Origin of the sequence: Alteromonas sp. S167, assembly GCF_036864375.1 — a bacterium.
Taxonomy (GTDB): Bacteria; Pseudomonadota; Gammaproteobacteria; order Enterobacterales; family Alteromonadaceae; genus Alteromonas.
Map to the genome: position 1 here is coordinate 1 of NZ_JAZETR010000011.1, position 22,338 is coordinate 22,338.

Below are 22,338 nucleotides of genomic sequence, written 5' to 3' on the forward strand. Positions count from 1 at the left end.
TTTGCAATTACTATGAGGCTTTTAGAAATACGTTAATTTAAATAGTTAATTTAAATCGAGATTACTTACTTTCTCTTAAATGGAAGCTAATTAATTTAGCTCCAATAAAAAATACGAATGTAAGTGATGACTTAAAGGCCTCACCTTATAGATAGCTGTGTCTGTCGCAAATACGATGAATTTAATGATGTGAGATGCAATCACTGACTGTATTCAATGGGCTATGTAGGCTAAAAGAAGCGTAAATCTTATTATTTTATTTCGCGCTTCTACGTAAAATCTAGTGGGTAATGCCTGGTACTATTTATCAGATTTTACGTATCGCACGATTTTCGAAGCGCAAAAATATGCGCCGTTTTTGGTGTAAATTGGCATATGACGCTTATTGGTCGACAATACTCTAAATGCATGTATTAATATACAGTAACTTCTGTCTAGGGTATTATTGGAATGATAACGAACCTGTAATCACCAGTGCTTGAGTTTACTGATGTTTTCAGTAATTCATGCAAGCCTGTCGGCCACAGTTCACGCATGATAATTACAGTTATCATGCGTGAACTGTGTTGATATACAGTTACTTACAGATTTAAATGGTTTCGATCCACTCAGTTAACGTTATGCCAAATAACTCTAAAGTATCTCTCATTTACCAGCCCGGTGCTAAAGAATCCGCTTCTATGAAGGCAAATGTAACAACAACCCATCAGCAGACTAATGAAGAGTTTCTATCACTTAATACAGCTAAGTTACGCACCAACACATATTACAAAGACATATTCTCTAAACTGCCAAAGAACACACAGCGTGCATATTTAAGTGACTATAACGAATTTGGATTGTTTTGTGCGCAATATGGCTATCAGGGTTTTACTAACGACTTTGCGTCAAATGAACAATGTATCAAGCACTATGTAGAAGTACTATGCCAATCTCCCCTAGCCTATCGCACTATTAAGCGTCGATTGTCAGCGTTAAGCAAATACCTTGGTATAGCGAGTTTACCGAACCCAATCATCCGCTCTGCTTATCTGCGAGACTTTATACGACTGTCGCTGGTAGAAAACAAAAAATACAGTATCTCAAGTCATCAAGCGGTTCCATTAACCATTGAAATGCTAGACAGTATTAACAATGCAGTTATCCCAGACTCGTTATTGGAATTACGCGACCTTGCAATCATCAACATTATGTTTGATGCATTACTGAGGGCGGATGAAGTGGTTCGAGTTTGCCTTGAACATCTGTCTAGGCGTAATAATACATTATTAGTTGTCTCGTCAAAAAGCGACCAAGCGGGTCAGGGACAATATCGCTTTGTATCAGAAAGTACACTGTCCATGATTCAAGAATTTATTGATGAAGCCAATATAAATCCATCCACGAAACAACAAAGGGCTGTTGATGATCCTCGCCGTATATCGAAAGGCATTTTGTTTCGTCGTGTGTCGAATCATAAAAACGCATTACTGCCCTTTGACGAATCTGTATCTGAATATTCTGCTAACGTTTTAGATTATTCTAGTATTTATCGAATATGGAAACGCATTGCTATACGTGCAGGAATTTCTGAGAACATAACGCCGCATAGTGGCAGAGTTGGTGGTGCAGTATCGCTGGCCGAAGATGGAGCAACGTTGCCTGAACTTCAATTAGCTGGAGGCTGGAACTCGCCAGAAATGCCAGGCCACTATACCAAGCAAGCCAATGTAAAACGCGGTGGAATGGCTAAACTTTCACAAAGACACAAACGTTAAAGCGCGATTTGTAACGCATGCAGTTATGCGTAACTTCAATCGTTACTTATCGCATAACTAGAAAAGTAAAATCGTTAGCCAAGTAACTGTTGCCAATACTAAACTTACGAAAACGGCTGCAGAGCCGATGTCTTTTGCTCTCCCAATTAAAACGTGTATGTCAGTAGATACGTGGTCGCAAAGTTTTTCAACTGCAGTGTTTAGTAACTCTGTAATTAATACTATAAACAACGTCATAATAAGTAGTATTCGTTCTACATTACTTACTTCAAGCCATAGCGCTAGTGGAATTAGTACAAGCATTGCAAAAAACTCTTGTCTTATCGCAGCCTCACTTTTAAATGCAGCGCGTAGTCCATTCAATGAATAATGAGTGGCGTATAAAATGCGTAGCAATCCTGTGCGTTTCTCTATCATTTGTTGTTTTGCCTTTCCCATATTTGTGAAAACAAGTGCTTACAAGTTTGAAATTACCTATTTTGAAAATAGTAACTTGCCGTTACAGCGATATGACGATTAAATTAATTTGTATGTCTTTGTGTTGGAATTGAAATGAAAAACTACATTGTTCTGCTTTTGGTATTCTTTGTGTTTTCCTGTGACGTTGAAACCTCGTCGTCTAAAGGCTTCAGTTTGCCAAAGGGCAACACTGAAAATGGCAAAGCGGTTTTTCATAAATATAGATGTACAGACTGTCACTATATTGAAGGTGAAAAACTAAACGCTACAAACAACTATCTAACGGTAAAACCCATTATGTTAGGAGGTACGGAAGGAAACGTAAAAACATATGGCGAGTTAGTAACGAGCATCATTAATCCCTCGCATAAAATAGCACCACGTTACCCCGCTAGCTTTACAAGTAACGACGGTGTATCTCAGATGCGAGTGATAAACGACGAACTCACTGTCGCAGAACTTATCGACCTAGTTGCCTATTTGCAAGCGCAGTATAGGGTAGAACCCTACAGAACCAGCGATTATCGTCTTTATAAATTGAGAGCGAGAAACGAGAAGGGTTAATCATAACATGTTGTTTTATATATGATTACTGCTTTAATTCTCGTTGTGATTACACACACTGTGCGGTTATGCGTAACTAATGTGCGCGCTAAGTATGTTCAACAAATCGCTAATAACGCACCTTTTGGCGCTATTCTCTATGTCCAATATCGTCTGTAGCGTGCTAATCTTCTAACATAATCAATAGACTGCCCTGCACTACTGTATTTTTCACCCGCGTAGTTAATAGGGCTCATGCAATAAAAGGTTTTACATGGAGTATGCATTTCTTCTTTTCGCATTTGTTTGTGGGTTAACAGTAAAGATAATTGGCATCCCGCCCCTTGTTGGTTATTTGATAGCAGGGTTTCTGCTAAATCTTTTTGGCTACAAATTAACCGATGACCTTACTGAAATAGCAAACTTGGGTATCACCATTATGCTATTCACTATTGGTTTAAAACTAAATATAAGAGATTTGAGTAAACGTGAAGTTTGGGCTGGAAGCGTTTCACATACGCTTATTTGGGTAGGCGTTATTACATGTGCTGTTTATGGTGTTGCAGCTATAGCTTCACAATACGTTGAAGGTCTTACTTGGGAAACGGCTGCGCTTATCGCCTTTGCCTTAAGCTTCAGCAGCACAGTGTGTGTTGTAAAGGTGTTGGAAGAAAGTGGAGAAAGTAAAACTCGTCACGGTCGTCTAGCTATTGGCATACTGGTAATGCAAGACGTGTTCGCGGTAGTGTTTTTGGTCGCAGCTACTGGAAAATTGCCTTCAGTTTGGGCGTTGGGTCTGCTTGGGCTTGTTCCTGCTATGCCGCTTATCAGCAAGATGATTAACAAATCTGGGCATGGCGAACTTCTTCCTCTTACAGGGTTTATCTTAGCGCTAGGTGGGTATCACCTATTTGAGTTGGTAAATGTAAAGGGGGATTTAGGTGCACTAATTTTCGGGATGATGTTGGCACAACACGAAAAGGCTTCTGAGCTTGCAAAATCCCTTTTAAGTTTTAAAGACCTTTTCCTCATTGGTTTTTTCCTAACAATAGGGCTGACCGCCCTTCCCGACCTCACAATGATATTACTTGCAGTCGTCTTCTGTATTTTTATTCCAATAAAGGCCGCGCTATTTTTTGGTCTTTTTACGTCGCTTCGACTTCGTGGCAGGACCGCTTATTTAAGCAGCCTTGTTTTATCTAACTATAGCGAGTTTGGTCTAATCGTTGGTGCGCTTGCAGTTTCACTGGGGTTACTCGCGGACTCTTGGTTAGTGGTAATTGCACTCTCAGTGTCTATCTCCTTTGTTATTACCAGTGTGCTGTATCGCACGTCTCATGCGCAATACCATCGTTACAACGATATTATTAAACGCTATGAAAAATCGGTACGTCTTAAAGAAGACATTTACCCTACTCTTCAAAACGCTGAGTTTTTAGTGCTCGGAATGGGCCGAGTTGGGCGAGGTGCTTTTAATGCACTTTCTAATTTAAGCGACGTTAATGTTTGGGGAATGGATGCCGATCGTACAAAAGTAAAAGAACTCGCGTCTGAAGGCTTGAATGTTATTTGCGGTGACGGAGAGGATGTAGATTTATGGGAAAACTTAGATATAGCAAATGTGCAAATGGTATTATTAGCGCTCCCTTCTATTCAAGACTCGGTGAATATTACGCGTCAACTTAAAAACGCGGGTTATAAAGGCAAGGTTGCCGCAATTGCTCGTTATGAAGATGAGGTGTCTTATTTATATGAAAATCATGTAGATAAAGTGTTCAATTTCTTTACCGAAGCTGGTTTAGGTTTTGCTGAAGAGAGTCTCGCCTATGCGCAGTCTCAAGAATTACATCAACAGCAAGCGTAAGAGAAATGCAGTTCTAAATGCGAACAATGGATGAATTGAGATTCGTTATCGTTTTTAAATATATGTTTTATAAAGAAATTTTGACATTTAGCGTGAGTGGGACTACACTTCGCTAAAATACTGGAAAAGGGTTTTCACTATGCAAGGTGACAAACAAGTAATTGCAAAGTTAAACGAAGTACTTACAAGCGAACTTACTTCGATAAATCAATACTTTCTGCATGCTCGTATGTTTAAAAATTGGGGCTTCTCTGAGTTAAACGAGAAAAACTACAAGAAGTCAATTAAAGACATGAAGCAAGCTGATGACCTGATTGAGCGCATTTTATTTCTAGAAGGGTTACCTAACCTACAAGCACTAGGCAAGCTTTACATCGGTGAAGACACGGTAGAGATGCTCGCTTGCGATGCTCGATTTGAAAAAGAGCAGCTACCACTTCTTCGCGAAGCCATTGCATTGTGTGAAGAAAAACAAGACTACGTGTCGAGAGATTTACTTGAGAACATCCTTGAGTACGAAGAAGAGCACTTAGACTGGATAGAAACGCAAGAATATCAAATTGACGCGATGGGTATTGAGAACTACCTGCAAGCACAAGTTATGGGAGACGACTAATGAAAGGCAATCAAGCTATCATTAACGGGTTGAACGAGCTACTTTCATATGAATTAGCAGCAATGGATCAGTATTTTATCCATTCACAAATGTACCTTGATTGGGGTCTAAACAAACTTTACGAGCGCATTGATCATGAATTTGATGACGAGCGCGGTCATGCCACAAAGCTTATTGAGCGAATGCTGTTCTTAGAGGGCACGCCTGATATGACAAAGCGCACTGGCTTTAAAGTAGGAAAAGACGTGCCTGAAATGCTTGAAAGCGATTTACGCGTTGAGTATGAGGTTGATGCAAAACTTCGTGAGGTTATTGCGCTGTGCGAAACAGAGAAAGACTATGTTACTCGCGATATGCTAATTGTCTTGCTAGACGACACAGAAATGGACCACGCTCACTGGCTTGAGCAACAGTTGGGTCTGATTAAGCGCTTAGGGTTACAAAACTACCTTCAATCGCAAATGTAATAGTAATGGATGTTGAGAAAAGGACCAGCGCTTTAGCTGGTCTTTTTTTTATCTGTAATTTGTGTGCCTAACGCTATCAATGTTTATTGTTGGGTAACGAAATAAAGATAAGCAGGTGATTCCTCTGAAGCGATGTTTAGCCGTAGCTGCCAGCGCATAACAGGTTCACTGCAACTTCCCAGCATAAACCAACCTGACCATTTACCCTGCGGCCCCTGCTCGAGTAGCACTGGAATTTTTCCCATATACATATTAACACCCTCTATCCAGGCACTTTCCACTACATGATTTGGCGGAATTGAAAATGTGACAGTGACCGACTCTTCAGCAACGGGCTTTTCTGAAAAGTGAGCAATGGCTATGTCATTACCGATTAAGAATTCGCAAGTTTCATTGACAAACGTGCAGCTATTACCTATTCCATTACTTACATTTGTCTCGTCAAACGCAGTTTGCTGAAATTTATGCGCAAGAAAAACACACATTGTTACAAGCACAATTGCTAACAATGGCAGCTGAGAATGTAAAAATTTTGATCGTTTACTGTTATGGTTAATTAGCATTTCTTAAATTTTATGTATTTCTTCATTGACGGAGATCAAGCTTAAGTAGTTTATGGTATCTTTTTGTAACTAAAAACTTTATCATCCGCGTACCAACTGGCTTGGAGACAATAATTATTACTCTTTCTGAGCTCGGTGTGAAGCGTAATCTCTTGCTGATACACGTCTCGACCGCACTATTTTGGCAGTTGGATACCATAGTTCATTTGAAGTGGAAGATTCATTAAAATGAGTGAAATAAGCCAAGCACAACCTAACTACAATTATAAAGTGGTTAGGCAATTTACCATCATGACCATAGTCTGGGGTATCATTGGTATGGGCCTAGGGGTATTTATTGCTGCGCAATTATTTGCACCTATGCTTAACTTTGACACACCATGGCTAACATTTTCACGTTTGCGTCCGTTGCACACTAATGCCGTAATTTTTGCCTTCGGCGGCTGTGCGCTATTTGCAACGTCGTACTACATCGTTCAGCGTACCTGCCAGGTAAGACTGTTCAGTGACAAACTTGCCGCATTTACCTTCTGGGGCTGGCAGGCCGTTATTGTTTTAGCTGTTATCACCCTTCCAATGGGTTTAACAAGCTCTAAAGAATACGCTGAATTAGAGTGGCCAATCGATATTCTATTGGCACTGGTCTGGATCGCTTATATCATCAATTTCTTCGGAACCCTTGTTATCCGTAAGGTTTCGCACATTTATGTTGCAAACTGGTTCTTGGGCGCGTTTATGCTTACCGTTGCAGTTCTGCATATTGGTAACAGCATGGCTATTCCGGTATCTTTCACTAAGTCGTATTCATTGTATGCAGGCGCCGTAGACGCCATGATGCAGTGGTGGTATGGCCACAACGCGGTAGGTTTCTTCCTAACTGCAGGCTTCTTAGGCATGATGTACTACTTCGTACCTAAGCAAGCTGGTCGCCCGGTTTACTCTTACAGACTGTCTATTGTTCACTTCTGGGCACTTATTTCTCTGTATATTTGGGCTGGTCCTCACCACCTACACTACACTGCCCTGCCAGACTGGACTCAGTCACTTGGTATGGTGATGTCTATTATTTTATTCGTTCCATCTTGGGGCGGTATGATTAACGGTATTATGACGCTATCAGGCGCGTGGCATAAGCTTCGTACAGACCCTGTATTGCGCTTCCTTATTGTTTCATTGTCTTTCTATGGTATGTCTACCTTTGAAGGTCCAATGATGGCAATTAAAACCGTTAACGCACTATCTCACTACACAGACTGGACCATCGGTCACGTTCACTCTGGTGCACTAGGTTGGGTTGCAATGGTATCAATCGGTTCGATTTACCACCTAATCCCGATTCTGTTCGGTCAGCCGGCTATGTACAGCACTAGATTGGTTAACGTGCACTTCTGGTTTGCAACCATTGGCGTTGTGCTTTACATCGTTGCAATGTGGATGTCTGGTGTACTTCAAGGTCTAATGTGGCGCGCAGTTAACGCTGACGGAACGCTTACTTACAGCTTTGTAGAGTCACTTGAAGCGTCTAAACCGTTCTACGTAGTTCGTTTCATTGGTGGTTGTTTCGTTGTGGCTGGTATGCTTGTAATGGCATACAACACATGGAAGACCGTTCGTGCCCCTAAAGGCAGTATCGCTGCAGAACCAGCGACTCAGCCGGCGTAGTTAAGGAGCAGAATAATGAAAAATGCACACGAGTTAATTGAAAAGAATGTCGGCCTACTTACCGTTCTTATCCTAGTAGCGATAAGCTTCGGCGCAATGGTTCAAATTACGCCGTTGATGTTTCAACAGCAAACTATGGAACCTGTAACTGGCCTACGTCCATACACTGCACTTGAGCTGGAAGGTCGTGACATCTACATCCGTGAAGGTTGTGTTGGTTGTCACAGCCAAATGATCCGTCCATTCCGCGCAGAAACTGAACGTTATGGTCACTACAGCGTTGCTGGCGAATCAGTATGGGAGCACCCTTTCCTATGGGGTTCTAAGCGTACTGGTCCTGACCTAGCACGTGTTGGTGGTCGTTACAGTGACGAGTGGCACCGAGTTCACCTGCTAAATCCTCGTAACGTAGTACCTGAGTCGAACATGCCAGGTTTCCCTTGGCTTGCGGAAAACACGCTTAACGGCGAGTTAACAGGCGAAAAAATGGAAGTATTCCGTGGATTCGGCGTTCCGTACACCGACGAAGATATCGCGGGCGCGAAAGCCGCAGTACAGGGTAAAACAGAGATGCAAGCCCTTATTGCTTACCTTCAATCTCTTGGCACACATTTGAAATAATATGGACCAAGGAATAGTAGGCAGCATTTTTACTGTCATCGTCTTTGTAAGCTTCATCGGTATTGTGTGGTGGGCGTTTAGCAGCCGCAACAAAAAGAAGTTCGATGAAGCTGCAAACTTAGTGTTTGCAGACGAAGAAAAAGAAAAATCAAAAGAAGATTAGCAGGAGTCTTAAACTCATGAGTATGTTTTGGACAATTTGGATTTCAGTGATAACCCTAGGGTTAATCATTGGTTGCTACTTCCTTCTACGCTGGTGCCTTTCAAATAAGACAGGCGTAGCTGAAGGCGAGTCAATGGGACACGAGTTTGATGGTATCGAGGAACTGAATAACCAGCTTCCCCGTTGGTGGACAATTATGTTCTACATTACCATCGTTTGGGGCTTCTTATACCTAGCTCTGTACCCTGGTTTAGGTGCTTACGAAGGTTTATTAGGTTGGAGAAGTTCAAACCAAAATATTCAGTCGTTAGAAGAGTCTCTTCAAGCGCGTATTGAAGCGAAAGAGCAAGGTAAATTGGTTGAGTATGACCGCGAACTAGACTTTGCGGCAGAAAAATTCGACCCAATTTTTGAAGCTTACGCGGCAGTACCTGTAGAAGAACTAGCAAAAGACCCTGAAGCAAACAAAGTAGGACAGCGTTTGTTCCTACAAAATTGCTCTCAGTGTCACGGTTCTGATGCACGTGGTCAAAATGGCGGCTTCCCTAACCTTACCGACGACGATTGGTTGTACGGTGGTTCAGGCGCGAAAATTGTTGAAACCCTTCAGCTTGGTCGTAAAGCAGCCATGCCAGCATGGTTAGATGCGATGGGTGAAGACGGCATCGACGAAGTAGTAAACTACGTACTAAGCCTTAGCGGTCGCGATGTAGACCCTCAGCTTGCAAAAGCGGGTAAAGCGCGTTTTGCAGCTTGTGCAGCATGTCACGGTATGGACGGTAAAGGTAACCAAATGCTTGGTGCACCAAACCTAACAGACAATATCTGGCTATACGGCGGCAGCCACAGAGCGGTTACAGAAACGCTAACATACGGCAGAAACGGCGTAATGCCATCATTTAAGAAAACCTTGGGTGATGACAAAATTCACGTTGTAGCAGCCTATGTGTACAGCCTTTCAAATGATTAATGATCTAAATCATTAAAATGACGAGAAAGCCCCGTTACCACGGGGCTTTTTTTATGAGAAAATACAAGCCAGTAAGCATATTGTGCTTGGCCTACGTTAGTGTATTTATGCTAAATCTTGTGAATCAAGGTTTGCCATAAGAACGTTAATGCAGTAACTACGAGACTTCATATACATGAACAGACCTTGGTATAAAGAATTCTGGCCCTGGTTTTTAATCGCCGTTCCAGTTGCCACCCTTATAATGGGCGGCGTGCTTTTAAATTTGGCCATATCTACTGAAGACAGCCTAGTAATAGACGACTACTACAAAGAAGGTAAAGCAATTAATGCAAGTCTAGACAAGGAAGCTGTGGCTAAGCGTTTAAACATCACAACAGATTTGACAATCAAAGATGGCAGTATTGCGCTTGAGTTTCATTCTGGTATCCCGAAAGAAGGTAATGCGGTAAAGCTTAATTTCTACCATGTTACATTGGAAGAACGTGATGTAAGCGTATTGCTTTCACGCGATGCCAACGGAATTTATCGTGGGTTTGTTGAACAAAGCCTAGATGGAAAGTGGCGCGTTTCTCTAACGCCTTTTGACGAAAACTGGAAAATTCAAAACACGTTGGTGTTACCACAACCTGGTGCTATTAAGTTCAACCCATAATGTCACATAAAGATTGCTACCACTGCGGCCTGCCTGTTGCTAACAGTGACATAGGCCAATTTCAAACCGTTGTACTAGGCCAACCAAGAGACATGTGCTGTCCAGGCTGTTTAGCTGTGTCTGAGGCTATCGTAAACAACGGGCTTGAAGACTACTATCAATTCAGAACAGAGCCGGCTAAAAAGTCAGATGATGGCATTTTAACCAAACTCGATAAGCTAGCGTTATTCGACGACCCTGCTCTACAAGAAGAGTTCGTTTTTGATGAGGGTAAACACAAGCAAATTCAGCTGACACTTGAAGGAATAACCTGTGCAGCATGTGGTTGGCTTATAGAGAAGCAGCTGTCTAAAGTTGATGGCATCAAACAAGTTGCGGTAAATGTTCAAGAACGTCGAGCCTTAATAACGTGGTCTGAACTTGAAATAAAGCTTAGCCAAATTCTTACAACGTTAAAACGCATTGGCTACGAAGGAAGCCCATTTAACCCAGATGAGCATGAGGCTAGCTACAAACGAGAGCAGAAAACCTTTTTAAAGAAATTGGGTTTGGCTGGCATTATGACTATGCAGGTGATGATGCTGATGACCGGACTGTATTTTGACTGGTTTGGTGCCATTGAGCTTGAAACTAAGCAGTATTTTCATTGGGTCGCGTTAACACTTACCACGCCTGTAGTCTTGTATTCGGGCAGCACCTTTTATTTAGGAGCTGTAAAGGCGATAAGCGCTAGAACGGTGAATATGGATGTGCCGGTAACCATAGCAGTATTCGGTACCTATTTGGCAGGCATACGCTCTACCCTTTTAGAGCGCGGTGATGTGTATTTCGAAACTATCTGCATGTTTATATTTTTGTTGCTACTTAGTCGCTTTTTAGAACATAGAAGTAGACACAGAGCCGCGCAAATATCTGCAAATATGATGCAGCATGTGCCGGTATCAGCAAGTAAACTGCTTACCGATGGCACAATTACCGATGTACTAGCAAAACGCTTGGTCGTTGGCGATGTAGTGTTAGTAAAGCCGGGTGAGATCATACCCATTGACGGCCAGGTTATAGAGGGGCGCGCATCGGTTGACGAGTCTATGCTAACGGGCGAGTTCAATCCGGTATCGAAGTCACAAAACAGCGTTGTATACGGCGGTACTGTTTGCCAAGACGGTAGCCTAACAATATCAGTAACCAAAACGCTAAAGCATGCGCTGGTTAATGAAATAGTTCGCCTTCAATCAAGCGCAATGGCCAACAAACCTAAAGCCGCACAGCTTGCTGATAACTTTTCTAGGTATTTTGTTGTTGCCGTGCTTCTTATTTCTGCTTGTACCTATGGATACTGGTCATTGCAAGGCAGTACAGAAGCCTTTTGGATAACCATATCCGTGTTGGTGGCGACATGCCCTTGCGCTTTAGGCTTAGCTACGCCTTCAGCACTAACTTGTTCAATGGCCAAACTTAATCGCCAAGGTATCTTACTTAAACGTGCAGACGCGTTAGAGCAGGTAACCAGCATAACTACTATTGCCCTTGATAAGACAGGTACATTAACCAAAGGCAAGTTCACACTGGCACAAACATGGTTTGCAGAAGGTGTGGATGCACAAAATGTGTTGGCCCTTGCCCAAGCGCTAGAGACTCGCTCAGAACATCCTATTGCAAGTGCCTTTTTAAAGTCCACTTCACCTGAAACTGCTAGTGAAAAGAACGCTAAGCAAGTACCTGATGATCAAGCTGAAGCATTTACGGTTAGCCAATTTGAAGTAACACCTGGCGGCGGAATTGCTGGGGTGATTAATGAAGCAAAATGTTTAATGGGTACAGCTTTGTTTTGCAAAGTAGAGCCGCAAGACGTGAACATTGATGCGAATGTGTTTTTAACTGTAAACGGTCGACTGTTGGCTGCTTTTGTAGTGAGTGACAGCCTTCGTGAAGATACGAAAGAAACACTTAACGTGCTGTCAAAAACTCATGAGTTAGTCGTGTTAAGCGGTGATACACAGGACAATGTAAATACAGTTACGCAATCGTTACCTATAGCTAAATCACTTGGCGGGCTTACACCTGACAAAAAATACAATGCGGTAGTTGAAATGCAGCAACAGGGTAAAAAAGTGATGATGATGGGTGACGGCATTAACGACGCTCCTGTACTTGCCAGTGCAGATGTTGCTATAGCTGTTGGCAACGCTACTGATGTTGCAAAAACTGCCGCCGACGTTATTTTGCTGGGCGACCAGCTTCTGTCTGTGCCTGAGCTGATTGAAACCGCACACAAAGTGAAACAAAAGATTCGACAAAACATCGGCTGGGCTGTTGGCTACAACGTATTGGTTCTACCGTTTGCAGTTACTGGGCTTTTATCGCCTTGGATGGCCGTTGTGGGTATGTCGTTAAGCAGTATTATTGTTGTAACCAATTCAACAAGGCTTTTAGGGAAATAGAATGAGCATAATTTACGTCCTTATCCCCATTGCTATCATTATCGTTGCGTTGGCAATTGTTATTTTTTTCTGGGCTGTAAAGTCTAATCAATTTGAAGATTTAGATCGTCAAGGTTACAGTATTTTGTTTGATGACGACCTTCCACCTGAAGAGAAAAAACTCGCTGAGCAGCGAAAAGCCTTGCAGCGTCAAGAAGAAAAACAAAACATGGGTAGTGAAAACCAAGAAACAGTAAATAAAGAATCGAAGCGCTAAATATGGAAGGTATTAACTATCTATCTGCGTTTCTCATTGGTCTTGCCGGCGGTGTGCACTGCGTTGGAATGTGTGGCGGTATCGTAGCCGCACTAAGAATGGTTTCCCCAAAGGATGCTAACCCACTTCCCTATACATTTGCCTATAATTTGGGGCGCATATTTAGCTATACCGTTGCAGGTGCGCTTACCGGTGCTATTGGCCAAATGGCGTCTGAATTTATTCCTTTGGCAAATTATGTTCTTACGCTGTTAAGCGGCATTATGCTGTTGTTATTAGCGTGCTATCTAGGAAAGTGGTGGACCGTTTTAACCGCACTAGAATCGTTTGGTAAAGGTTTGTTTTCTAAGCTTCAACCTGTTTCTAAAAAGTTTCTTCCTTTTAAATCACCAATGCATGCCATTCCTTACGGTATTATTTGGGGCTGGCTACCTTGTGGCCTTGTTTACTCTACACTTACGTGGTCTTTAGCCGCAGGTAATGCAACGCAAGGTGCGGCGTTAATGCTATTTTTTGGACTGGGAACCTTACCAACATTGTTGGCCGCCAGTGCAGGCAGCCAGCTTCTTTTACGTGGCTTTCAACATACTGTTACCCGACAAGTCATTGCGGTGTTAATGGCTTTATATTCAGTGCTTTTGATTTATCGGGCAATCCTTTAAAGCTTGCGGTATTATTGGTAAATAACCATAACTATTGTGAGGTCTTGTCATGAGCGCAGGAAGCCAGTTTTCAATTCACTGTCAGAACTGTAGTTTTAGCCATTTGTGTTTACCTGTGGCACTGAATAAAACTGAAATTGAATCTTTAGATGACATTATCGAGCGTAAAAAGCCCCTTCACAAAGGTGATATATTAATTAGTACGGGCGATACATTTCGCTCTTTATTTGCTGTGCGCACGGGTTCTTTTAAGTCTTTTGTAACCAATAACGAAGGCGAGGAGCAAATTACTGGCTTCCATTTTCCAGGCGATATCATAGGCTTTGACGCGCTGCGTGAGAATAAACACCAAAGCTACACACAAGCGCTGGAAACGGCAATGGTATGTGAACTCCCCTACGAAACTCTTGATGAAATGTCGGTGCAGTTCCCGAAACTAAGACATCAAATATTGAGCTTTATGAGTGCTGAAATTAAACAAGATCACGACATGATCATGCTACTCAATAAGCGTACAGCAGAAGAGCGTTTGTTGTATTTTATCTCTCATCTATCACAACGTTTCGAAGAGCGTGGTTTCTCACATCGTGAATTCCATCTAACGATGACACGAAACGAAATTGGAAATTATTTAGGGCTTACCATAGAAACAATTAGTCGTTTACTCAGTCGTTTTCAAAAAGAAGATATTATTAAGGTAGACGGCAGACTTATTACTATCAAGAACTTTGACCGCTTAAACGAGAAACTAGAGGCTTTAAACGGCCCGAGTATTGTGTGCAACGGATAGGTGGGCACTTAAGAACTTATGTTTAAGTTCACTAGCCATCACCTTTCGAATTAGCAAAATATTGATCTAGTTCAACTTTCGTTTTCGAGTTTGTCGTTTACACTAAACATATATGGTTCGTTTTAACGGGACATCACATGATTGAGTGTAGACATATTTTAGCGATTGTTGATACTGAACGAGACAGCCAGCCTGCGTTAAGCCGGGCGTTTGAACTAGCCGCAAAAACAGGCGCTTCGGTTACTGCTATGTTAGTGGTTTACGACCTTTCTTACGACATGACCACAATGTTAAGCGGCGATGAGCGTGAGTCAATGCGCGACGCGGTTACCAATGAACAAGCAAAGTGGTTAAAGAACCACTTGAATGCTTTAGGATTCCAAGAAGCCGATATTGTGGTTGAGTGGAACAACCGCGCTTACGAATCAATTATTTCCTATACGTTAAACGACAAGGTTGATCTTGTTGTAAAAGCCACAAAGCGACATGATGACTTGGCGTCTGTACTATTTACGCCAACTGATTGGCATTTAATGCGTAAATGTCCCTGCCCTGTACTATTAGTTAAAGACCACGATTGGCCGGAAAACGGCGAGATAATCGCTGCAGTTAACGTGGGTAGCGAAGACAATGAACATGCTGCCCTAAATGATAAAATTACACTTATCGCAAACGACTACGCCACGTTACTCAAAGGCAATGTGAATCTAGTTAATAGCTATCCAACAACACCGCTTAATGTCGCCATTGAAGTGCCAGAGTTCGACCCTGAGAACTATCATAATGCGGTTAAGAATCACCACAATAATGAGATGCAGGCACACGCGCTTAAATATGGTGTTCCCGATGAAAAGTGTATCGTGAAAGAGGGCCTCCCTGAAAAAGTGATACCGCAAGTTGCCAAAGATATTGATGCAGAGCTAGTAATAATCGGTACTGTGGGGCGCGTAGGCCTATCTGCGGCACTTATTGGAAACACTGCGGAACACGTTATTGATGAACTCAACTGTGACGTTTTAGCCATAAAGCCGGATGGTTTTGTTTCGCCACTGGCTAAATAAAAAATGTAAGTAACGTTTTATTACGCTATGTGCATAAATTAACGACAGCAACCATGGTTTCAAAAACACGCTTTATTGTATAATGGCGTTTTTAGAACGAAACAAGCTAGTTAATTATGAGTTTAGGCACAACCAGTGCTAGTGCTAACGATGCGGTATCAAACGCAGCACAAAGCAAGCAAAAGTATAATTTCAACAAACTTCAGAAGCGACTTCGCCGTAACGTGGGTAAAGCCATTGGCGATTTTGGCATGATTGAAAACAACGATAAAGTAATGGTGTGTTTATCTGGCGGTAAAGACAGCTACACCATGCTTGATATTTTACTTTTCCTTAAAAAAATTGCGCCTATTCATTTTGACATCGTAGCGGTAAACCTTGACCAAAAACAGCCAGGTTTTCCAAAACACATATTGCCAGAATATCTTGATAGCGTTGGTGTAGACTACAAAATTGTAGAAGAAGACACGTACTCTATAGTTAAAGACAAAATTCCAGAGGGAAAAACAACGTGCTCTTTGTGTTCAAGGCTGCGCCGAGGCATTTTGTATCGCACCGCGAAGGAATTAGGCGCAACTAAAATTGCCCTGGGTCATCACAGAGACGACATGCTAGAAACCTTCTTTTTGAACATGTTCCATGGTGGCAAGCTAAAATCAATGCCGCCTAAACTTGTGAGTGACAATGGCGAGCACATTGTAATTCGTCCCCTTGCCTACTGCAGCGAAAAGGACATCGAGAAGTACTCTCAGGCTGTCGAGTTTCCAATTATTCCGTGTAATTTATGTGGAAGTCAGGAAAACTTGCAGCGTCAGAACATAAAAGCGATGCTACAAGATTGGAATCGACGCTTTCCTGGAAGAATTGAGTCAATGTTTAGAGCGCTTCAAAACGTAGCGCCCTCGCACTTAATCGACAGTAATCTTCATGACTTCAAATCAATTACTACTCAGGATGGCCCTGTAGAAGATGGCGATATTGGGTTTGATGAACCGTCTTTTACTGATACTAACAATGCCGAAATGGTAGATAGCGATAACGCCATTGAAATCGTCAACATCATGGAAACCAAATAGATGAAAATAGGACTTGCGTTAGGCGCAGGCGCGGCGCGCGGTTGGACACACATAGGTATAATTGAAGCACTTGAAAAGCTTGGCGTACGCATCGACGTTGTAGCCGGTTGTTCAATTGGTGCCTACGTTGGTGCTGCTTACGCAAGTGGTAGGCTTGAAGAGTTAAAAGAATGGGCGTGTTCACTAAGCGATTGGCAGGTACTCGCACTGATGGGAGTTGGCTTGCGTCGTGGTGGTATTGCTAGCGGCCAGAAAGTGTTCGATAAGCTTGCAGCAGATTTTTGTGTAGAGACTTATGAAGCAATGCAAAAGCCGTTTGCGTCAGTTGCTACTGACCTATACACCGGCCGAGAAGTTGTTTTTAACTCCGGACCTATAGGCGATACTATTCAAGCATCTTGTGCTATTCCAGCCTTATTCAGCCCTGTAGCACACGGTGATAGATGGCTTGTGGACGGTGCAGTAGTTAACCCTGTACCTGTAAATTTGTGTCGACAATTAGGCGCAGACTTCGTAATTGCTGTTAACTTAAACGCAGATTTTAGGCCCATGCGCTTAGAAAAGTTACGCAACGATCATGAAGAAAATCAACGAAAAACGGAAGACTTCTTTACTAAAAGTCAAAACGTATTACGTCAATGGTTTTCCCCCGATTCGAAAGACGATGATAATAAAGCTGATGAGGAACAGAAGCTTATCGAAAATGATTCGGAAGGCGTAGAAAAAACAGAAGGCTCTGTGGCGTCTGATGTAATTGAAAAAATTGAAGAAGAAGTAACAGAAGTGCCTGCAAAAGCCAGTAAGCGCAATCCACCTGGGATCATGAGCGTTATGAGTTCTTCATTAGAGATATTGCAGGCACGAGTCACTCGTTCACGTTTGGCCGGTGACCCACCTGATATCCTTATCGAGCCCCAGCTTACTGATGTTGGAATAATGGAGTTTCATAGGGCTCAGGAGCTCTGCGCAAAAGGTGAAGAAACTATTTCACGATTGGCAGAGCAAATACGCTATCAATTATCAACTTGATGCCATAGCCGTAATGCGAAGCGGCGCATGGGGTAATGTTAAACCCTTCGCTTCGCTTATCCACTGCTGCTCTAGCTGAAGTACACCATTATTTATTTGTACACCCTGTGGTGTAATAAAATCTAAGTTTTTGTCGTCGAATTGAATCATTAGGCCTTTAACAGAAGGCATAAGGAACGACAGGAAGCTCCCCATTTCATTAAAAAACGCTGCGTATTGTTCAAACAGAAATGACAGCTCTTCCTGTGAATAATACTGCTTTAGATATTCGACCTTCGTTTCAAGCTGGACTGACATATCACATACATTCGCCACTTCTTTTAAATCTATGCGAACAAGTGCATTGGCTAGCTTTAGTGCTTTTTCAGTGGGCACGGTAAAACGCCCTTCATTGCTTACCTCTAGGGGTAACGTTTGTTTATCAGTCACTATTTCAGCGTTGTTTATTCCGCAAAGACGCCCTTCTCCAACCCTAATAAAACCAAATGCAAATTGAAGCGCTTGTGTATCTTCGTTATCCAACTTTTTAACATGGCTGTAAAAACGACTGTACTCTACGTCGATGGATTCAGCATGTGCGGTTAAGCCAGACAAGCCACATAGAGCTGACGCTAATAATAAAGCTGCACGTATCATTCGGTTAAAAACTCCTCGTTAAATCGAATCATGGTTTGAAGCTCTTCCACATAAGCGGCTCCTCGCTCTGAATAATTCATTAACCCTTCAGCAAGCGCTACGCCCGTAATAGGAATTTGATTTGCGCGTAATCTGCCGCGTATTTCCCGTAAGTCTTCATAAGCGTCGTGTCGGTTTATATTTCGCATGTAGGTATACGTTGCACGTGACACATTTTCAAACTTCGCAACTTCATGAGATGCACCGTCGTTACGTCTACTTGGTACAAACCCACAACCTTTAGAGAAACACCACAAGCCAAAGAAGTTATATCCCTTACGTGCGAAGCGGCTAGTACCCCAGGCAGACTCATTCGCAGCCTGCACCAATACAAGTTCAACAGGAAGAATGTCTACTTTCAGCATAAGTGCTTCCAACTTTTTTTGAAGCGGCTGTTTTGCTTTAACTCGATACTCATTTTCCAACCACGTTAAGCGCTCAATATCGTCGTCGGTCAATGACTCGTTAACAAGGACTTTTCGGTAAAGCGTTTGAATATAATGACGGAGAGAAAGCAAATAGGCGTTTTGTTTTTCAACCTCTGGACGAAGATAATTGAAAAACGCTGCCTTCTTTTCTTTTACATTAGTGTAAACCGAAAAGTCAGGCACAGGTTTATGGGCCTCAACTGTTTTCGGTACCTCTAAAATATCGGGCTCTTGGTCGGTAAAAATAATGGCATTAATTACGATAACCGCTAAAACACCTAGCGTGATTAAAACGATTTTTGACGTTTCTCTTTTATGCATCAAATCGAGACTCATTGACATCATGAATTGGTGCTTCTTTGCCTCCCTCCTGCTCGCCAATAAGTTCTTGATACAGCAAACCCATAACACTGAAGTAAAAAGGCAATACCCAGATCAATGAAAAACCAAGCGTAAGCGGCGCGCTAAGAAAAAGTAGGAACAGTACGCCGTAAACTGCTGCAATTTGCGTCCAGTAAGCATTAAAAACTCGGCAAGATAGAATAATAGCGCTTATTGGTGTGAGCTTTCTATCTGCTACCAGCATTAATGAAAATGACGATGCAAGATAAAAATACAGTCCTGGAATAATAAGTAACACCAGCCCTAACTGAACAAGGATACTGTTTACTAACTGCGTAAGGGCGAGTAAGAAAAGCAACGGAAAAAAGCTGAAAACAGTGAATACAGATGTTTTCTGTGCTCTGGCGTTCATTACTCCCATCATGTAGAGACCCGCTATAAGCGGAGATACAATACATATCGCGATGATTTCAATAATCGATTGATGCTCAAACACATACGTGCCGTCATTATTCACCGTAATATAAGGCTGTGCCAAAAGCCCTATGACGACAAAGGTTAAGAACAATACGACGCTGCCTTGAAGTAATGCACTGTAATTTGATTTCGTTAGGGATGCGGCGTTAGACAGTATTTGCTTAACATTAAAATTATATTGTCTGTTAAGTGTTTGCTGCAGTTTATCTTTTTGTACGTCGTTCACTCGCTACTCTTTATGTTACTTTCCGCTAAATCGGCACAATTATAACAATTAACGTCATCGAATGCTTGCATGGCGGTTACTAGTAACCTAACCAATAATTAATTTAGACGCCAAGCCAACAAGAAGAACGCCCATTGCACGGTCAAGCCAATACCCCTTTCTACCCAACAACTCCGCAACTCTGCTGGTGCTTAGCAAATACGAAAGAAAGCAAAACCATAACCCTGTCGCAAGCGCTAGGTAAATTCCATAACCCAGTTTAACGGTAAAAGGTGTATCGACGCTGATTATGGCGGTAAACAGCGTAAGAAAAAACAGTGTTGCTTTTGGGTTTAACCCGTTGGTAAGAAATCCCATCCACAATGCTTTTTTAGGTGAAATTTCCGGTGGTGCTTCAGTATCTACATCCACATCAGAATGCTTAGGAGGCCCGCTTCGAAGTGCACCAAAAGCTAAGTAAAGAAGATACGCGGCAGCGCAGTAACTAAACGTTTGGAATAGCCATGGTGTTGTTGCAATTACAACACTTAAACCAACAAGTGAATAGATAACGTGCAACAGTATTGCGGCTCCAATGCCTACACTCGTATACATCGCAATTTTGCGCCCATAAGACACACTATTTCGCACTACTATGGCAAAGTCGGGGCCAGGGCTTGCTACAGCAACTAAGTGCACTATTGCGATGGTTAGAAATTCATTTAAATACGGCATATCAACCCTTTATAAACCAGCGGTGCGGTTTATTATTATCTCTACAAGCGCCGGCACTTCAGCACTAGCTAACCCTGTTATAGATTCGTCGAATAGTGCATTGGTTGAACTTGGCGCTAAATTCACTTCTATCGTGTATGCGCCAGCTTCTTGTGCTACCTGCACGAATCCAGCAGCCGGATATACGTTTCCAGACGTACCTATGGCAATAAAAATATCTGCGTTAGATAATGCATTATATATATCATCCATGTATAGCGGCATCTCACCAAACCAAACAATATCAGGGCGCAGCGTTTTACCACCACAGCATGGGCAAGGTGTGTTCTCATCAAATGAATCACGCCAAACAAAAGTTTTTTCTGACCGTGAACAACGTGCAGAAAGCAGTTCACCATGCATGTGCAGTACTCTATTACTTCCGCCCTGCTCGTGCAGATTATCAACATTTTGCGTAACGAGTAATAAGTTGTCTTGAAATGCTTTTTCTAGCTTTGCGAGTGCCTTGTGTGCCTCATTTGCTTTTACAGAAGCAGACTGAAGCTGTTCCCGTCTTGCATTGTAAAAACGATAAACTAACGCAGGGTTTTCAACGAAAGCTTCTGGAGTGGCCACCTCTTCTACTCTGTGGTTTTCCCACAGGCCATCGTTATCACGAAATGTCTTAATGCCCGATTCTGCTGAAATTCCTGCACCAGTAAGAACAACTATTTTGGGAGGTGTATTGCGCAGTTGGTTTTTAAACAGGTTAATGAACGTAGCATTATCACTCATTTGCGCTTCTCGTTAACATACTTTCTTTGCGCAATAGTGTAACGCTATCTAGCGCTTCCACCTACCTTTTTACTACCTTTTCACTACCTTTTTCGCTGATGTTTTTACTTTGAAATTACTATTGCGTAACTCTTAATTCGCAGTGACCACTGGATATTGCAAGTCTGCTCCCCATTCTGACCAAGAACCGTCATAAACGGAAATCTGAGTAGCGCCGCACATTACAGCCGCAATACCTACGATGCATGCTGTAACACCAGAGCCGCAGGTGCAAATAATAGGTTTTGTTAAGTCGATACTGTGCTGCTTAAAAGTATCATAGAGTTTATCGACTTCTTTCAAATGGCCGTTATTAAGCAACTCCATAAAAGGCAGGTTGAGTGCTCCAGGCATATGCCCGGAACGCACACCTTGGCGCGGCTCACTTACCTCACCATTAAACCGCGGGCGACTTCTTGCATCTACAAGTTGGGTATCTGTTTTAAGTGCGTTTGAAACAGTTTGTGCGTTTACAAACCACCCTGTTCGAGCATGCCCATGATAAGTAAGCTTGCCATACTGTTGTTGTTCTGCCGTGGGTAGCCCAGCAGCCTCCCACGCCTTTTGCCCCCCATCAAGAATATAAACTTCCTGATGTCCGATTGCTTTAAGCATCCACCATACACGTGGTGCACTGAACATTCCCCTTGTATCGTAAACGACAACTGGCGTGTTTTCAGTTATGCCTTGCTTGCCTAAATACAGTGATAATATTTCAACATCCGGCATGCTGTGAGGATAACCCGTTGCATGGTCGCTGCCTTCATCGTCTAAATCAAAATCGACAGAGGCAGGCAGTACCATGGCATTCCTTGCATCTGGTGTGTTTGTTATAGGGTCATCCATTACCGCACGGAGTAATGTTACGGGGCGTTCCTGCATCATTCGTGCAACATCACTTACTTTGATTAATGGAGACGTCATTACTCACTCGCAATTTTATTGTTAACGTAATCAAAATAGTGGATGTAAATCAGGTGTTTCGCAAATAAATGGGCGTTTAAATGC

Annotated in this window: 25 protein-coding genes; 17 read left to right on the forward strand and 8 right to left on the reverse strand. The window is 42.4% G+C overall.

Features of this window, described 5'->3' with window-relative positions; genetic code table 11:
* Positions 1-680: 680 nt before the first annotated feature.
* A complete protein-coding gene (locus V7R35_RS15500) occupies positions 681-1,757 on the forward strand; it encodes a tyrosine-type recombinase/integrase (RefSeq protein WP_334015838.1) in 1,077 nt (358 codons plus the stop codon).
* Between the two features lie 57 nt (positions 1,758-1,814).
* On the opposite strand, the gene V7R35_RS15505 is transcribed toward V7R35_RS15500, so the two are convergent.
* Entirely contained in the window at positions 1,815-2,174 is a 360-nt protein-coding gene (locus V7R35_RS15505; protein ID WP_334015839.1) for a diacylglycerol kinase, read from the reverse strand.
* A gap of 135 nt (positions 2,175-2,309) precedes the next feature.
* On the opposite strand from V7R35_RS15505, the gene V7R35_RS15510 reads away from it, so the two are divergent.
* From V7R35_RS15510 to bfr (V7R35_RS15525), 4 genes are all read left to right on the forward strand, one after another.
* A complete protein-coding gene (locus tag V7R35_RS15510) occupies positions 2,310-2,780 on the forward strand; it encodes a c-type cytochrome (protein ID WP_334015840.1) in 471 nt (156 codons plus the stop codon).
* 253 nt (positions 2,781-3,033) lie between these two features.
* Entirely contained in the window at positions 3,034-4,623 is a 1,590-nt protein-coding gene (locus V7R35_RS15515; protein ID WP_334015841.1) for a cation:proton antiporter family protein, read from the forward strand.
* 139 nt (positions 4,624-4,762) lie between these two features.
* Positions 4,763-5,239 carry a bacterioferritin gene (bfr, locus tag V7R35_RS15520; RefSeq protein WP_334015842.1) on the forward strand — a complete coding sequence of 159 codons (477 nt, stop codon included), beginning with the start codon at positions 4,763-4,765 and terminating at the stop codon, positions 5,237-5,239.
* Positions 5,239-5,706, forward strand: coding sequence for a bacterioferritin (bfr, locus tag V7R35_RS15525; protein WP_014979359.1), 468 nt, complete (start codon positions 5,239-5,241; stop codon positions 5,704-5,706). The genes bfr (V7R35_RS15520) and bfr (V7R35_RS15525) overlap by 1 nt, the downstream gene beginning before the upstream one ends.
* An 83-nt stretch (positions 5,707-5,789) precedes the next feature.
* Here the strand turns inward: bfr (V7R35_RS15525) and V7R35_RS15530 are convergent, their stop codons facing one another.
* Positions 5,790-6,191 carry a hypothetical protein gene (locus V7R35_RS15530; protein WP_334015843.1) on the reverse strand — a complete coding sequence of 134 codons (402 nt, stop codon included), beginning with the start codon at positions 6,189-6,191 and terminating at the stop codon, positions 5,790-5,792.
* Between the two features lie 306 nt (positions 6,192-6,497).
* Between V7R35_RS15530 and ccoN the strand changes: the two genes are divergently transcribed.
* From ccoN to V7R35_RS15590, 12 genes are all read left to right on the forward strand, one after another.
* Positions 6,498-7,931 (forward strand): cytochrome-c oxidase, cbb3-type subunit I, encoded by a 1,434-nt coding sequence (ccoN, locus tag V7R35_RS15535; protein ID WP_334015844.1) that lies wholly within the window; start codon positions 6,498-6,500, stop codon positions 7,929-7,931.
* Positions 7,932-7,946: 15 nt separating this feature from the next.
* Positions 7,947-8,552 carry a cytochrome-c oxidase, cbb3-type subunit II gene (gene ccoO, locus V7R35_RS15540; protein ID WP_334015845.1) on the forward strand — a complete coding sequence of 202 codons (606 nt, stop codon included), beginning with the start codon at positions 7,947-7,949 and terminating at the stop codon, positions 8,550-8,552.
* Position 8,553: 1 nt separating this feature from the next.
* Positions 8,554-8,715: a cbb3-type cytochrome oxidase subunit 3 gene (locus V7R35_RS15545; RefSeq protein WP_334015846.1), complete on the forward strand. Its 162-nt coding sequence runs from the start codon at positions 8,554-8,556 to the stop codon at positions 8,713-8,715.
* A 16-nt stretch (positions 8,716-8,731) separates the two neighbouring features.
* A complete protein-coding gene (gene ccoP, locus V7R35_RS15550; RefSeq protein ID WP_334015847.1) occupies positions 8,732-9,685 on the forward strand; it encodes a cytochrome-c oxidase, cbb3-type subunit III in 954 nt (317 codons plus the stop codon).
* Positions 9,686-9,860: 175 nt separating this feature from the next.
* Positions 9,861-10,340 carry a FixH family protein gene (locus V7R35_RS15555; protein ID WP_334015848.1) on the forward strand — a complete coding sequence of 160 codons (480 nt, stop codon included), beginning with the start codon at positions 9,861-9,863 and terminating at the stop codon, positions 10,338-10,340.
* Complete coding sequence (locus V7R35_RS15560; protein WP_334015850.1) at positions 10,340-12,781, forward strand: heavy metal translocating P-type ATPase; 2,442 nt, start codon at positions 10,340-10,342, stop codon at positions 12,779-12,781. The genes V7R35_RS15555 and V7R35_RS15560 overlap by 1 nt, the downstream gene beginning before the upstream one ends.
* A gap of 1 nt (position 12,782) precedes the next feature.
* Positions 12,783-13,037 (forward strand): cbb3-type cytochrome oxidase assembly protein CcoS, encoded by a 255-nt coding sequence (ccoS, locus tag V7R35_RS15565; RefSeq protein WP_334015851.1) that lies wholly within the window; start codon positions 12,783-12,785, stop codon positions 13,035-13,037.
* Positions 13,038-13,039: 2 nt separating this feature from the next.
* Positions 13,040-13,699: a sulfite exporter TauE/SafE family protein gene (locus V7R35_RS15570; protein ID WP_334015852.1), complete on the forward strand. Its 660-nt coding sequence runs from the start codon at positions 13,040-13,042 to the stop codon at positions 13,697-13,699.
* A 49-nt stretch (positions 13,700-13,748) separates the two neighbouring features.
* The gene (fnr, locus tag V7R35_RS15575; RefSeq protein ID WP_334015853.1) at positions 13,749-14,489 is read left to right on the forward strand and encodes a fumarate/nitrate reduction transcriptional regulator Fnr; all 741 of its coding nucleotides are present in this window, start codon (positions 13,749-13,751) and stop codon (positions 14,487-14,489) included.
* Between the two features lie 137 nt (positions 14,490-14,626).
* Positions 14,627-15,550: a universal stress protein UspE gene (uspE, locus tag V7R35_RS15580; RefSeq protein ID WP_334015854.1), complete on the forward strand. Its 924-nt coding sequence runs from the start codon at positions 14,627-14,629 to the stop codon at positions 15,548-15,550.
* Positions 15,551-15,666: 116 nt separating this feature from the next.
* Positions 15,667-16,626: a tRNA 2-thiocytidine(32) synthetase TtcA gene (ttcA, locus tag V7R35_RS15585; protein ID WP_334015855.1), complete on the forward strand. Its 960-nt coding sequence runs from the start codon at positions 15,667-15,669 to the stop codon at positions 16,624-16,626.
* Positions 16,627-17,655, forward strand: coding sequence for a patatin-like phospholipase family protein (locus V7R35_RS15590; protein ID WP_334015856.1), 1,029 nt, complete (start codon positions 16,627-16,629; stop codon positions 17,653-17,655). It abuts the gene before it with no gap.
* On the opposite strand, the gene V7R35_RS15595 is transcribed toward V7R35_RS15590, so the two are convergent.
* The 6 genes from V7R35_RS15595 to V7R35_RS15620 all read right to left on the reverse strand — a co-directional run bounded on the left by V7R35_RS15595 (position 17,647) and on the right by V7R35_RS15620 (position 22,254).
* Positions 17,647-18,291: a DUF2987 domain-containing protein gene (locus V7R35_RS15595; protein WP_334015857.1), complete on the reverse strand. Its 645-nt coding sequence runs from the start codon at positions 18,289-18,291 to the stop codon at positions 17,647-17,649. The genes V7R35_RS15590 and V7R35_RS15595 overlap by 9 nt on opposite strands.
* Complete coding sequence (locus V7R35_RS15600; RefSeq protein WP_334015858.1) at positions 18,288-19,079, reverse strand: glucosaminidase domain-containing protein; 792 nt, start codon at positions 19,077-19,079, stop codon at positions 18,288-18,290. Before V7R35_RS15600 ends, V7R35_RS15595 begins: the two co-directional genes overlap by 4 nt.
* The gene (locus tag V7R35_RS15605; protein WP_334015859.1) at positions 19,072-19,803 is read right to left on the reverse strand and encodes a stress protein; all 732 of its coding nucleotides are present in this window, start codon (positions 19,801-19,803) and stop codon (positions 19,072-19,074) included. Before V7R35_RS15605 ends, V7R35_RS15600 begins: the two co-directional genes overlap by 8 nt.
* Positions 19,804-19,890: 87 nt before the next feature.
* Complete coding sequence (locus tag V7R35_RS15610; protein ID WP_334015860.1) at positions 19,891-20,517, reverse strand: LysE family translocator; 627 nt, start codon at positions 20,515-20,517, stop codon at positions 19,891-19,893.
* 9 nt (positions 20,518-20,526) lie between these two features.
* The gene (gene cobB / locus V7R35_RS15615) at positions 20,527-21,291 is read right to left on the reverse strand and encodes a Sir2 family NAD+-dependent deacetylase (protein ID WP_334015862.1); all 765 of its coding nucleotides are present in this window, start codon (positions 21,289-21,291) and stop codon (positions 20,527-20,529) included.
* A 132-nt stretch (positions 21,292-21,423) separates the two neighbouring features.
* Positions 21,424-22,254 carry a sulfurtransferase gene (locus tag V7R35_RS15620; RefSeq protein WP_334015863.1) on the reverse strand — a complete coding sequence of 277 codons (831 nt, stop codon included), beginning with the start codon at positions 22,252-22,254 and terminating at the stop codon, positions 21,424-21,426.
* Between the last annotated feature and the right edge of the window lie 84 nt (positions 22,255-22,338).